The following is a 14,186-nucleotide window of genomic DNA, read 5'->3' as shown; positions in this document are numbered from 1 at the left end:
TTTTTAACGGGTCAATACTGAAATTACGGTAATTAATAAACTTGCAATAGAGATAATGATATTTGAATTAGCTCCTAGCTTAGAATTGTTGATTTGTGCTTGATTTGGTTCAACATAAATAACATCATTCTGTGCTAAATAATAGTATGGTGAATTCAATGTAGTTTGCTTCGTTAAATCTAAACGATGCATTGTTTTTTGTCCATCTACCTCCCTTATCAATAACACATTTTGACGTACACCTCTAATCGTCAAGTCTCCGGCCATACTTAAAGCTTCTAAAACAGTAACTCGCTCTGATGGGAGAGTAAAAGATCCCGGTTTAGAAACTTCACCTAAAACAGAAACTCTAAAATTGTTAAAATTCATATTGACTCCTGGATCTTTAATATACTGACTGAGCTCTATCCTTAACTTTTCCATGGCTTCTATTCGAGTAAGACCCACAACCTTTATTTTTCCTAACATAGGTAAAGTAATGTCTCCATTACTATCAACTGTATAAGTTGGACGTAAAGCTAAATCAACCTGCTGTGTTAAATTGCTGCTTGTCATTGTACTAAGAGGATTAAAGGGCGCTGTGACTTTAGGGTCAGCCGCGGTAACGACAATTGTTAAGATATCATTCACCTGAATCTTTGGAACATATTGTTCATACAAAGTATTAATTTGTGTAGAATCATTCTGTAAGTACACCATATTCTTACGGGAAGCGCAAGAATTAAATAACATTAACACGGACGTATATAATAGTCCAAGTGCTAAGCCATACTTTGAAATTAATCGCATGTTTTATTTAAATTATAAAATTGATTTTAATATTTCAATGACAAAAATATATTTTTTTATTTAAAAACCTCTTAAATATGCTAACTTAATAGGAATTTAACGGATATAGCCACTGCCTAGCAACTTTTATGCCTAAAAATTAGTCTAAAAAATAGTACTCATACTTTATTAAATTATATCACGCATATTTTTGAAATAATCATACTCCCACGTATAGTTATCCAAGGGAGCATGACTCACTGGATAATCTGCATAGACCAATAGTTCACTACCCCCTTCTAATGCACGGAAGGCAGTACCATACCCCATCGGAACGTACAAGACTTTCATATCAGTTTCATGTAAGATTAGATTTTCAACAGGCAATTCAGGTGATGGGTTTTCCCAATTATCTATCTTTACCAAATCCACATTGAAACTACCAGATAGCACATAAAACCAGCGTTGCTCAACTCGGTGCGCACGCCAGCCCCTGATTAATGCTGTATTAGCATTCTTAATAATATAGAATCGCTTAACCAAACTCATATCAAATTCGTTAACGAAACGAATTTGTCCACGCTCGTCTTTAGCAATACCTCCCTGAATAAATCCTAATTCTCCCATAGCAATTATAGTTTAACGTATCTATTTATGACATAAGTTTTTAATAATAAATACAAAACACTAAGTATAATTATTAGAACAGATGAAAAAATCAATTGAGTCCCTAAAGCTTCTCCAGAATACTGAATGACCAAATAGCCTATTCCAAACTGTATTACACCATAAAGGAAAGAAATAAATAATTTATTAATGCCTGCTTCATTACCCAAGAACTGGTATAAATGCGAACGGTGTGCCTCAAATATATTTTCTTTACGTATTAGTCGCCTAACGATGGTCCAGACAGCATCGACTCCATATACAGTCAAAAACAAAATGTAGATCAAATTTCCTGTCTTTAGAATAAGTAGTCCCAATGCAAAGAGTAGGATGTAAGCTATTGCTACAGATCCTACATCACCTGCAAAACACTTGGCTTTGGTCCTGAAATTAAAAAATGCAAATACTAGCACACCCAACATTGAAAAAATCAATAAATCTTTTGCGATAAAATTTATTTGCTGGTTGACAATCATTAAAAGGCCTCCGACAGCCAGACTATAGCAAGCAGTAATTCCATTGATTCCATCCATAAAGTTATAGGCGTTAATCACGCCAACCACTACGATAAATCCAATTAATAGATAATACCAAGGCATGTCAAATAAATCGAGCTGATAAGCCATTAACAATACAGAAGAGAAGTGTATTAATAGCCTTATCTTATTGGAAAGTGTGAAGATATCATCCAAAAATGACACTAAAGTCATCAAGGTCAGTCCAACAAAAAACCAAGGATATTGGAAATCTGAATAGATAAAATAAATAAGTGCTCCGAAGTAAAAAACAACACCCCCACCCCGTAAGGTAATTGATGAATGCGAAGAGCGTTCATTCGGCTTATCAATGATATTAAAACGATCAGCGACTTTAAAATACACCAATTCTAAGGTAATTAGTGCTATGAGGACAAGTAAATAAGTCATTCCTGAATAATGAGTATTAGTTTATTTCTATATAAAAGGTTCTTTTGAATCATCCAAAGATTCAAAAATTGAATTTTGTGATTTAAACTCTGGAACGATAGCCTTAATCGAAGAAACAATTTGCATCTTGTCACTTTCAGGATTTGCTCGTTGCACCAGTTGGCAAAGCTCATCAATTTTCTTACGCTTTTCTTCGACATCCAAGGTGTTCACTTTTGCAATCATAATTTTTTCGTGATGCGTTTTCTCCGTATTTTCATCGTTAGCCAACAACTCTTCAAAGATTTTTTCACCCGGACGTAAACCAACAATCTGAATGTCAATATCATTGGGATAATGAAGCCCTTTTAGACGTATCATCTGTTTGGCCAAATCTATAATTTTAACAGAATCGCCCATATCAAATACATATATCTCGCCGCCATTCCCCATAATTCCAGCTTCTTGAACCAATTGACAGGCCTCTGGAATGGTCATAAAAAAACGCGTAATATCTGGATGCGTAATTGTAATTGGCCCGCCTTTGTTAATCTGCTTCTCAAATAATGGAATAACAGAACCATTTGATCCTAAAACATTGCCAAATCGTGTAACGATAAAAGCAGTTTTTGATAATTGATTAACTGCACTCACAGCAATCTCAGCCACACGTTTTGTAGCTCCCATAACATTGGTAGGATTAACGGCCTTATCTGTAGACACCATGACAAATTTTTCCACTTGATATTTATCGGCCAGCAAGGCAAGATTATAGGAACCAAATACGTTCGTCCATACAGCTTCATATGGATTTGCTTCCATCAATGGAACATGCTTATAAGCAGCGGCATGGAAAATCAGCTGTGGATGGTATTTCTGAAAGACCACCTCCATAAAATCTTTATCACGAACATCTCCAACAATAAAAGTGAAATCATTAAAACAAGGAGAATCTCGCAATTCCTGCTGAATATCATATAACGCAGATTCAGCTTGGTCTAACACAATAAGCTTACATGAAACCATTCCGATTTGACGTACCAACTCAGAACCAATAGAACCAGCACCCCCTGTCACTAATACGACTTTATCAGATAAGGCTGCTTTTATACTAGGATTGTTCAATTCAATAGGTTTCCTTCCGAGTAAATCCGATATTTTCAATGTACGAATCTGCCGAGTAGCAACGCTTCCTTCCAAAAGAGCTGCGGAATTTGGTATTATCTTAATTTTAATGGGCAACAATTCAGCTTTCGCTGTAATATTCTTTAATCGTTCTGGCGAAGAGTTATCAATGGCAATCACAAGCTCTTGAGCACCACCAACCCTTTCCAACAAATTCATATTCAATTCTTCAAGCGAACGAATACGTATACCCTGAATATATCGCCCAATACGGTTCGGATTGTCATCTAGAATAGCAACCACTTTGTATCGATTACGGGAGCCTAATTGTAAAAGATTATAAGTGTTGTGCCCCATATTTCCTGCCCCAAACAGTATAACAGGAATAGCATTTTGTCTATTGTTCCAAAAAAACGAGTGATAAACTGCTTTGTAAAACAATCTTATGGATGCCATCGCTATACCAGTCATTAAAGCATGAAACAACAATTGTGTCTGCGAAAAATAATACTTTTTTTCCAGTTCATCAGATACCATAAACTCCCAGAGGTAGGAGATTAATAATACCAGCCCTAAAGCTGCTCCAATACAATTCCCTATTAATTTCAGATCCCGTAAACCAGTGCGCCTAACAATACTTTGATAAGGTTTAAAAGCCAAAAAAACAATCAGATAGATAAAAGATACGATTAGCGATTCAAATAATAGTAATGAAAGAGAAATAGGTCCCCGATGTTTCATTAATAAAATGTAGCTAACAACAAAGCTTGACCATACCAAAGATATATCAATTGACAACACAAGCCAGCGTGGCCCATCCTTACGCAATATATTTTTTAAGCCATAGGCTCTTTCACTTTCCATAACTAAAGTTAACAAGTTTAAATTTACAAAATACAGTGTATACTTCCCCTAAATAGCATGTTATATTGTAAAAAAATTAGGCGCAATTTACAACCGTTTAAAGGAGAGAATCGTTTTTTTGAGACCTTCCTCCGCACTTGTCGGCAGATACTGAATTCCCAATGCATTTTTGATTTTATCATTAGAGACCACGTAGGATTCTGTTAATTTTTTCAAGCGTTCCGAATTTAGTGGCAAAGGGATTACATCCCCAATTTTTCCTACAGCCTTAATAAACGAAGCAGGTATATGTAAAAATCTTGGTTTCTTATCTAATGTTTGGGCAATTAAGTTAACCAAGCCATTAGTAGAAATCGGCTCATCATCAGAAAAATTGTAAATGTCTGACTGCATCTCTTGAGTATTCATCATTTCCTTCACTAAAAACGATAGATTATCAATGCTCAAAAATGATCGTTGATTATGAAATGAAGCTAAGGGCCAAGGAAATCCTTTTTTAACTACGTTATACAATAGATTTAGATTTCCTTTGTTTCCAGGTCCATGAATCATACAAGGACGGATGATGAATAAACGCTTTCCAGTGGGTAAAGTTTGACTTAATAGATATTGCTCAGCTTCCAATTTAGACTTACCATATGGAGTAATGGGATAACCAATCACATCCTCTTTTAATATACCATCAACTTTATCCGCTACTGCTTTAACGGAGGAAAAATAAAAAAAATCTTTGATTTCTGACTTAATAAATTTATCATATAAATCTATTGTTAAATCTCTATTTATTTTGAAATATTCTTCTTCACCAGATGTATTAGAGGTGTCGTGAGCCTTTCCTGCAAGATGGATAATCGCATCTGATTTTAACTCCATATTATTTTTCCAGTTCTGATTACGTAATGAGAGTTTGCTAATGCTATCGCCTCTATCAGAAAGATATTTTGTAAGGTTCTGTCCAACAAAGCCAGAACTTCCTGTAATTGTTACTAAATTAAGCATCTATTATTTTCTATTAGGTAATAAGGTATTATACAATTGTACCTGCGCCTGCCATATTACTTCATTTCTGAAAAATTCATTTGCATACTGTGCCCCAGCAACACCATGATCTCTGCATTTTTCTGGTTGTTTGTAATAAAAATCAAAAGCTTCTTGAAGAGCAGAAGGACTCTTAGGATCAATGAGTAAGCCCGTTTTACCATCTATTACTGCGTCTTGGCATCCTGCACCTCGAGTAACAATAATTGGTATACCACTAGCTGAAGCTTCCATGGCAACATTCCCAAAGCCTTCCCTAAAATTGTGCGATGGTAAAGTAAACACATTCATTATCTGGTAGCAAAACTCAACATCCTTCCTCTTACCTGCCATAATAACTAAATTGTCATTTTCGATCTCTTTTAAGATTTCTCCATCGACTGCATCACTTGTCAATTCTACGGGCCCCACAATAAGCAGTTTAATATTCGAATATTTGCTTTTTAAATTTTTAAAAGCCAAATATATTTCTTCTATTCCTTTAGATTTAACGACGCGTCCTACAAATCCGAAAACAAAGTCATTTGGTTTAATACCAAGCTCTTCTCTTAACAATTCAACTTGTGGCGCTGTCGCCTTGGTCGGTGAGAAACGATCGACATTAATACCGTTACTACTTGCTTTTGCTAGCACCACAGTTTTGTTAGGTTCCAATATACCCTTCTGAAAACCATAGTTTGCCATGGAAGGTGTAATACTTATTATCTTCGTTGCAAAATAGTGGGTAAGTTTTTCCATAAACTCCACTATTTTCTTTTGAATTCCTTCAGGTTCAGCTGTTGATCTCAGTCCCCTAAGTGTAAATATTCTATTTTTAACTCCTGCAAATGCACCGGCCATTACACCGATAAGACCTGCCTTTGGGGTACCAACGTTAATTATATCAGGTTTGATCTTTTTAAACTGTTTATACGTGATAAATAAGCATTTAACGTCATCAATTAACGAAATATCTCGCTTATAAGGTATTTTAACAATAGTACAGCCTTCTGATTCCCCATATGCATCTAAGCCGTCACCATCCGGACAAAATAGATAGACTTCAAAACCATTTTCTTTTAAATACTTTGCCTGACCTCGAAGAAAGCCTAAGCAAAATGCATCTGTAATTGATAAAACTATTTTCAGCTTACTATTGTTCATTTTTTAACAGATCTGTTTTAGTAAAAATATTAGCTTCTCCCTCTTCCACTCTTTTGATAAATCTCGCTGGAACTCCTCCGACAATAGAGCCCTCTTCGACATCTTTTACAACCGAGGCGTTTGCAGCAACTAAACTTCCCTTTCCTATGGATACACCACATTTAATCGAAGAATGGGATGCAATCCAACTTCCTCGGCCAATTACAACACTCCCTGCAATACTACCGGCAAACCTGAAAGAGCAGTCTTTATATACATGCTGCATAGTACTTATTACAACGTATGGCGCACATAGCACTTCATCTTCGATCTTCAATCCCCCAAGCGCATTAAACCAACAACCTTTAGCTAAATACACATCATTTCCAATTTCTAAATTGAAAGGGTTAAGAAGTGTCACATCTTTTCCTATTTGAATATTACGGCCACATTTTTTCATAAAAAAGGACGCTAACCATCCCCTTAATCGAAAAGCGAATTTATTATCTGGCAACCAGGCAGTCAATAACATTATAAACCACATTGGCAAATTATATCGAAGTTGTAACTTTAACTCAAGCATTGCTTATTTGTTTTAGATATTCAAATCTGATTTGTTGTAAATTATCCTCTAAATATTCCTCGGCTTTAGAAAGATTCGAAAGAATAATACGATCCCATTTAAGAGAATCCGTATATATACGACGTATATCTTCTGCTAATTTTTTCCAATCTCCGGGTCGATGTAAAAATTCTTTATCTAAAAGCTCAGGAATACCCGCAGCTGTAGACCCTAATGAAATTCTCCCTCTGCTCAATGCTTCAATAACCACTCTCGGCAGCCCCTCTTGTTTAGATGGATGAATATATAAATGAACTCCATCTAAAAATGGCAGAATTCCTTCACTACCTGCTTTAAGCGTACCCACAATCTCAATCGAATTCCCCACCCCTAGTTCATTAGCATATTCTCTCACCCAGCCTGCATCTCCAGTCCCTACAAAATAAAGCTTAATATTTAGAATATTATATTGATTTTTTAGCGATGATAATGCTTTAATTGCTTCTACATGACCTTTATATTTAACGTGGAAAGAGCCGATTAATGCTATTTTAAATTCCTGTCCTACAGAATAAGATCTATAAAAATCAATAGCTTTCTCTTTGTCGATTACTTCACTAATATTCACGTTTGAAATTGCGCGACTGTTACAACGAGTTGGATATCTTTTCTGTAAAAAATGCTTTGTTACATAAATACAAGCTGGGGCATTTTTGGTAGCAGTTTTAAGCTTAAAATATTCGATAGGAGCTATGATTTTCCCTGAAATATTACCATAATTTGTATATGCGTCCCACGGACATGCAACAATTTCTAAAGTATATTTAATTTTATTTTCCTCACAGACCTCTTGAGCGATATAACCTAAAGTACTTGGCAGCCTTATAATTGCGAAGTCAACTTTCCTTAGTGTTTTTTCAATTTCCTTTTTAATAAGATTCTTTTTAAAAAAACGATCCTTGCCAGACTTTAGCTCATCTCTGAGCTCAAAAGAAACGTTTTCGTATGTGGAATCGATCAATTTATTTGGTAAATCATCTTTACGTCTTCCTACTACTATCAATGAGTCGAAAACAGCTAAGTACCGCTTCCATAACTTATAGTCAAAAACGCCCCCGGAGCCGTCATAAACTTTCTTATCTTCTTTATTATAGACAAAATAATGATCATGAATAAACGCTGCTTTCATTTTATATATTTAATAATCTACGTGTAAAATTTCCTAAAGGTTTATCTAGAAACCTATAACCTAACAAGCTACAATATGATACAACCAATATAGATAATAACATCTTTAAAAATTCAATAGATGTGTTACTACCATCCGGAAGCACAATAGGATAAAATAATCTTGTTAATCCAAATATTATAAATGGATGGAACAAATAAGTAAAGTAACTTGCATCACCTAATCGCACGAAGAGCTTTATCAAAAAACTCTTTGGATTTAAATACTTATCTAATACCAAAAAACCAAAAACGACGACAAAGGCAGGAATTCCTTTATAGAGATATCGCTCCCAAAGCAAGCCCCCTCCGTAAATTTCGGTGTAAATCATCAGGCTGAATGCTAAAACTGCAAATATTATAATAGTAATATCAATTAGATAACTTTTTATTGACTTATAACTTTTCCATATATAAAACAAAATGATCCCCAAAAGGAATTCTGGCATTGCGCTATTTGCGTAAAATCGATATATATAGCTCTCAGTTTTTAAAGCATTAAAAATAAGATAACAGCATATAAAAACAAGTCCACATTGCAATGGAAGCATAATTTTCTCTGAATTAAAAGAAATAGTTAATGCCATGGTAAAGTAAAAAAACATTTCACAATTCAAAGTCCATCCTAATGAAAGTAATGGACCACTATTTTCAATTCTGTAAGGAATAAAAAGAAGTGACTTAATAAATGCCTCCCAATTACTGACGGTATTTCTAAAAAGTTCAGGCAAGTATGTAATTAAAATAAAAACCAACATTGTTGCAATTGAATAAAGCGGTAATATCCTAGCTACTCGCTTTTTTAGAAAATTTTCAGGATTTGAACTCGCTATAAGTGAAATTATAAAACCACTAATCACAAAAAAAATATCCACACCAAAAACACCAAATCTTATCTGAAGGAAGTTGTAATGAGCATATACCACAAATATTGCAGCTATAAACCTCAAAATTTGAAGGCCATTTAATACGGATATATCTCTTTCCACTTTAATGGGCTGCATTAATATATGACTACTATCTTACTAAACTTTTCGTTGTATTATTTATCATATTGAATTTAGATTTTCCTAAGGAACTATTGGGTTCTCTTATGGCTTGCCTTACAAAATCAATATTGTTATTTCTTATCGTAATTGCTTCGCCATTCCCTTTTTGCCAATTAGCTCCAATGGCGATATTTACTTTATCAATGGTATTAGATTCAATTTCAACATTGTTACTAAAATCATGAATAGCAATCCCAAATCCATAATTTTTCCCTTTTTGATAACTTCCATCTTGGTAAATATTCGAAATTTTATTGCCTTTGATAATCACGCCATTTACTATCGAAGTCATTATTGCAGACGAAAAATAATATTTACTATTATTGGATTTAGGATTTGATATATTACGGATAGTATTATTTAACACTTGGTTAGATTGTGAATAATAATTATTCATCATCCCCTGAACAGAAATCGGGCTACATCGAACATTAACTTCATTTTTATATCTTTCTGGAAGTCCGGAATCTTCAATTGTATTCTTCTCAATAATATTATAAGAAGCCCCCTTGTCAATATCCAACATATTTACAGCTCTGCCTTTAACGTAATTATTGAATATCTTATTTTTAACTGTACCTCCTCCAGCTAATTCTACAGTATTCCAGGAGAACTCCCCTAAAAAACGATTCCCTTCTATAATATTATTATATGATTTATTTTTAAAATTCTGTTGCAGACGTTTCATGGACCAGTTAGTCAACACTCTAATACCGAATCTTGTCGTGGATAATGTGTTATCAAATAGATTATTTTTGATAACATTATTATAAGAACTCCCTATAATATTTTTATAACTTTTAGGTAGCGAAGAAACATCTCCAGGAGAATCTTGAGCAGCTATTAAAATATAGGGTGAATTAGGAGGTGAAGATAGAGTTGACCCTCCATTTTTAAAATTCACATTTTGTATAGTAATATTATTTGACGCTAACAATAAAAGCCCACAATATATTCTATTGTCTTTTCTATTATTTCCTTGAAAATCTATCGTCAGACCTTTAAAAACTATATTTTTTTTTCCGACAAAACTAATTAGGGGTGTGTCAGACGTAGTTCCTTTAGCCCAATTTAAGATGGGCTTTAAAACACTACCATTTCCGATTATTTCAACATTACTTGGTATTTCAAGCGTCTCACCAATATAATATATCCCATCATTTTTTAGATAAATGACAGTTCTCAGGCCATTTGATCCCTTCACTTTAGCAAATTCACTAAAATTGCTTTTAGAAGACATAAAAATTGTATCTCCTGTCGAATTCATTGCGAAACTCTCGTTACCTAAGGTTGCAATTAACAAATAAAAAAGACAAACTATAAATATTCTCATGTTAATCTAAATTTATATTTACTAAACTTCTCTTTGCATAGTAAAAAGATAAAAACCAATATTATGGGCATAAAAGCAGCCATTTGCGTAAAAAGGAAAAACACACCACAAACAACTGAAATAATTGTCAGAAATTTATTTTTAGCATTATCTCCTACTTTGCATACCCATAACAAGAAAAATGGCGCAATAATCAAACCAAGAAATCCAAGATTAGATATAAATTCCTCCAAAATACAAGTAGTAAATGACCAACCTATAGGTTCAGGAGGAGCATTAATTACTGACGTAACAAAATAAACCGCGTAGGGATAGGGCTTTTCAGGCCATATTGATCTTGGTATAAAAAAAGTAAGTCCAAATAAAAATGATTGCCCCCTATGTTGCAAAATCATCTCATCTTTAACGTATTCTTTGTACAAGGTATATTTGATAGTATGATCCCTCCCCACATTTAAGCGTAAACTTGAATAAGCGTCCCTTGAATATTTATTATTGGATGCAAAATCTTTACCGTACAATAATACGATCGATGTCAGAATAAAGATACCTGGAATGAGATATAACCACAATTTTTTAGGCTGTATTTTACCCATCAGTAGGCCCGCAACCAAGAAAACAAAGAAAAATTTAAAAAATATGCCTCGTTTTCCATCGACCCAAAACGCTATAAACATTAATATAAAAAAAATTATATACTTAAATATTATTGAAAAGTCCTTCTTACCCTTTAAAAAATAGAATAGAAATGCCCCAGAAACAGCAGCTAATAATGTAAATCGAAATACCAAAACATGACTTTCCTTAAATGGTCTATCAACGTTTAGTTGAATAGCTTGATAGTTTAAATACTCTAAAGGACGTACACTTAAAGCGACAGCTAGAATAGGCAACACTAATAATAGCCATAAGAATCTTCTGTATCGATAAATTGTGTTATAGAAACCTGTCGTATCAAAAGAAAATTTTCTATTTTTTATTTTTTTGATATAAATGTAAAAAATAATAACGGTATATATTATATAAAGATTATAGTATACTGCAACACGTGTATCTTGTAGCGCATAATAGAAACCTCTGTAATTACGAAAATTTGGCGGACCGAAAAGTACATCTAATACTATTGGAAATCCCAAAAACAAAAACATAGCTCCAATAACCGGAAAAGCGACGCTGAAATATCCACTTTTTAATTTAGAATATGCAGTTTTTAGGACTACAAAGAAACAAATAAAAAGTATTGTTACTGTGATGATATAGTAAATCTTATCTGTTGAATAGAAAGTCATTTCTTAATTTTTTTATTTAACCAATTACTACATGGTATTTCAATGAATTTATATGTAAACCAAGATGATAAAATTGTAAAAAAAATAAAAATTAAAAACCCAATCATTACATTTGTCGAAGATTCTTGCCAAAGCCCTTTCTTAAAAGAAAAGATCAGAAACCTGAGGAATATCATATGATTTAAATATATAGAATATGAAATAAGACCTAAAAAATATAGAGGTTTCCATGAAAAGAAACTTGATATCGAATTCTTCTGGGTTAATACCAATATTAGAAGACCAAATAATATATCTATTATTATATCTGATTTTTCAAGTCCATAAAAAATAAAAATAAATAAGACCAATATATACCAATATTTATTTAATACATTTGTAACGCTTGGTTTCGATTTATAGATTAAATAAATTGCAATCCCAATTATATAACTTCCTAAACATCTCAGTAATGCTCCGGTACCATTTGACATTCTCAATTCAAATATGGAAAAGTCGACATTATCATCATAAAGTTTCTGAGTATTCAACACAGGCGCTAAAATGAAAACTATTATACCAATAATGAATAGTAAAATTATCCGATCTTTAAACAAATTCTTCTTTATCAACATAAATGGAAAGAGTAAATACAAAAACCACTCTGTACATAAAGACCAAGAGACATTGTTTAGACTAAAGTTTTTGGGAAGCCATAGTTCTAAAAAGAAAAAATTTGCAATTAATACTTCAATGTGTTTGATTTTATCAAGGTTGAACAAAAAGAAGTATACGATAGTACTAAAGAAATATAGAGGATACACTCTATTAAATCTTTTCAACATAAACATCCTATAAATCCCTTTATCAATTCCAGATTCTAATTTATTATCATATGCGATTGCTAATACAAATCCGCTTAAAATAAAAAATAGCTCAACCATAAGGTAACCGTGATTAGCATAATTATATATGTATGACCCAAATAAAACGTTGTTCGAATTATCTGCAATTTGATCAATATAATATTTAGAAATAAAATGATGAATTGCAACAATTAAAGCCGCAATACCTCTTACACCCGTTAGAGATTTAATCTCACTTTTACTTGAGACATTATTTGCCATAATAGCACGTCTGATTATAAATTCTTAATAAATTTTTAGCCATTTCTTGAATTGAAAAATTTTCAGAAAAATTTCTTGCTACTCTAATTCTTTCGGAATTATCTGACGCTATTAATTTTAGCAAATTTTTCGTACCTTCTTCAACATCATTTGGATTAAAGAAATAACTATGATAAACTGAGCTTGTCGCTTCATAGTGCGGAGCAATTTTTGAAGCAAGAATGGGCAAGTTGGCATATTGTGCTTCAATAAGTACATTTCCAAAACCCTCATATAAAGAAGGGAAAACAAATATATCTGAAACATTTAAATAAGGAGCAATATTGGATTCTACGCCAGCAAATAAAACATAATTTTCGAGACCATATGATGAAACCTTATGCTTAATTTTATCAATGAGCCCCCCTCCCCCTAATAATAATAATTTATATTTATTTGCTTTTGGATCTAGATTCTTAAAAATGTCCAATAAAAAAGTATGATTTTTTTGCTCTTTAAAACTTCCTATATGTACAATTACCTTTTCTGCTTCACTTATAAAATCTTTTAATAACTGTTTTTTAGCGCTGTTCAGCTCAGGGAAACTTTCAAATTTTGAGAAATCAACTCCATTATATAAAACCTCAACTTGTCCGGACTCAGATTTAGCAGCTAGATCCTCAAAAAAATATTTTAAATTTGCTTTAGAATGTCCAATTATCTTTGTCGCATATTTAATTGTTAGCTTTTTGTGATAATAGAGATAACAGGCTCTTAAAGTTTTTAAAAGCGGATTGGTTTTCCAGCCGTTCTTAAACATAGCCCTTTCATTATGTATCGATACCAGAAACGGAATTTTCATTTTTTTACACACCTTTGCGAAAAGTCCTGATGTGTGACCAAACCTACTATGTACGATATCAAATTGATTATCTTCTAATATTTTTTCCAAAAATTTGGCATCTTTAAATGGCTTTTTGAAATCTCCAAAGTCAATTAATTTAACGCCTAAATTTCTATACTGCTCATCTAATTCTCCTCCAATAGAACATAAAATAGACATCTCTACTCCCGCTTCATTTAAATAGGGAATGCATGATAAAAGAGTTTTTTCAATTCCACCCATTTCTAGTCTACTCATAATTGTTAACAC

The 14,186-nt window shown here is 32.9% G+C and carries 13 protein-coding genes; all 13 read right to left on the bottom strand.

All coding sequences use genetic code 11. From position 1 onward, the window contains the following. Positions 1–3: 3 nt before the first annotated feature. On the bottom strand, positions 4–789 hold the full coding sequence (locus B2W36_RS07175; protein WP_293887124.1) for a polysaccharide biosynthesis/export family protein: 786 nt from the start codon (positions 787–789) through the stop codon (positions 4–6). Positions 790–957: 168 nt separating this feature from the next. Further along, positions 958–1,395, bottom strand: a complete 438-nt coding sequence (locus B2W36_RS07170; RefSeq protein WP_293887122.1) for a WxcM-like domain-containing protein — start codon at positions 1,393–1,395, stop codon at positions 958–960. A 5-nt stretch (positions 1,396–1,400) separates the two neighbouring features. Continuing rightward, positions 1,401–2,360 (bottom strand): MraY family glycosyltransferase, encoded by a 960-nt coding sequence (locus B2W36_RS07165; protein WP_293887120.1) that lies wholly within the window; start codon positions 2,358–2,360, stop codon positions 1,401–1,403. 27 nt (positions 2,361–2,387) lie between these two features. Next, positions 2,388–4,328, bottom strand: coding sequence for a polysaccharide biosynthesis protein (locus B2W36_RS07160; RefSeq protein ID WP_293887118.1), 1,941 nt, complete (start codon positions 4,326–4,328; stop codon positions 2,388–2,390). An 87-nt stretch (positions 4,329–4,415) separates the two neighbouring features. Further along, positions 4,416–5,327 (bottom strand): NAD-dependent epimerase/dehydratase family protein, encoded by a 912-nt coding sequence (locus B2W36_RS07155; protein WP_293887116.1) that lies wholly within the window; start codon positions 5,325–5,327, stop codon positions 4,416–4,418. A 3-nt stretch (positions 5,328–5,330) separates the two neighbouring features. Beyond that, the gene (locus tag B2W36_RS07150; protein ID WP_293887114.1) at positions 5,331–6,509 is read right to left on the bottom strand and encodes a glycosyltransferase family 4 protein; all 1,179 of its coding nucleotides are present in this window, start codon (positions 6,507–6,509) and stop codon (positions 5,331–5,333) included. After that, positions 6,499–7,071: an acyltransferase gene (locus B2W36_RS07145; RefSeq protein ID WP_293887112.1), complete on the bottom strand. Its 573-nt coding sequence runs from the start codon at positions 7,069–7,071 to the stop codon at positions 6,499–6,501. Before B2W36_RS07145 ends, B2W36_RS07150 begins: the two co-directional genes overlap by 11 nt. Further along, a complete protein-coding gene (locus B2W36_RS07140) occupies positions 7,064–8,239 on the bottom strand; it encodes a glycosyltransferase (protein ID WP_293887111.1) in 1,176 nt (391 codons plus the stop codon). The genes B2W36_RS07145 and B2W36_RS07140 overlap by 8 nt, the downstream gene beginning before the upstream one ends. A 1-nt stretch (position 8,240) precedes the next feature. Beyond that, the gene (locus tag B2W36_RS07135) at positions 8,241–9,266 is read right to left on the bottom strand and encodes an acyltransferase family protein (protein WP_293887110.1); all 1,026 of its coding nucleotides are present in this window, start codon (positions 9,264–9,266) and stop codon (positions 8,241–8,243) included. A gap of 28 nt (positions 9,267–9,294) precedes the next feature. Next, the gene (locus B2W36_RS07130) at positions 9,295–10,659 is read right to left on the bottom strand and encodes a hypothetical protein (RefSeq protein ID WP_293887109.1); all 1,365 of its coding nucleotides are present in this window, start codon (positions 10,657–10,659) and stop codon (positions 9,295–9,297) included. Then, the gene (locus B2W36_RS07125; RefSeq protein WP_293887108.1) at positions 10,656–11,948 is read right to left on the bottom strand and encodes a hypothetical protein; all 1,293 of its coding nucleotides are present in this window, start codon (positions 11,946–11,948) and stop codon (positions 10,656–10,658) included. The genes B2W36_RS07130 and B2W36_RS07125 overlap by 4 nt, the downstream gene beginning before the upstream one ends. Beyond that, a complete protein-coding gene (locus tag B2W36_RS07120; RefSeq protein ID WP_293887107.1) occupies positions 11,945–13,054 on the bottom strand; it encodes an acyltransferase family protein in 1,110 nt (369 codons plus the stop codon). Before B2W36_RS07120 ends, B2W36_RS07125 begins: the two co-directional genes overlap by 4 nt. Continuing rightward, a complete protein-coding gene (locus B2W36_RS07115) occupies positions 13,044–14,174 on the bottom strand; it encodes a glycosyltransferase (protein WP_293887106.1) in 1,131 nt (376 codons plus the stop codon). The genes B2W36_RS07120 and B2W36_RS07115 overlap by 11 nt, the downstream gene beginning before the upstream one ends. Positions 14,175–14,186: the final 12 nt, after the last annotated feature.

It is taken from the genome of Sphingobacterium sp. UBA3549, from assembly GCF_002376635.1.
Lineage (GTDB): Bacteria > Bacteroidota > Bacteroidia > Sphingobacteriales > Sphingobacteriaceae > Sphingobacterium.
Note: the sequence above shows the minus strand (reverse complement) of the source record. Positions and strands in the feature narration are given on the sequence as shown.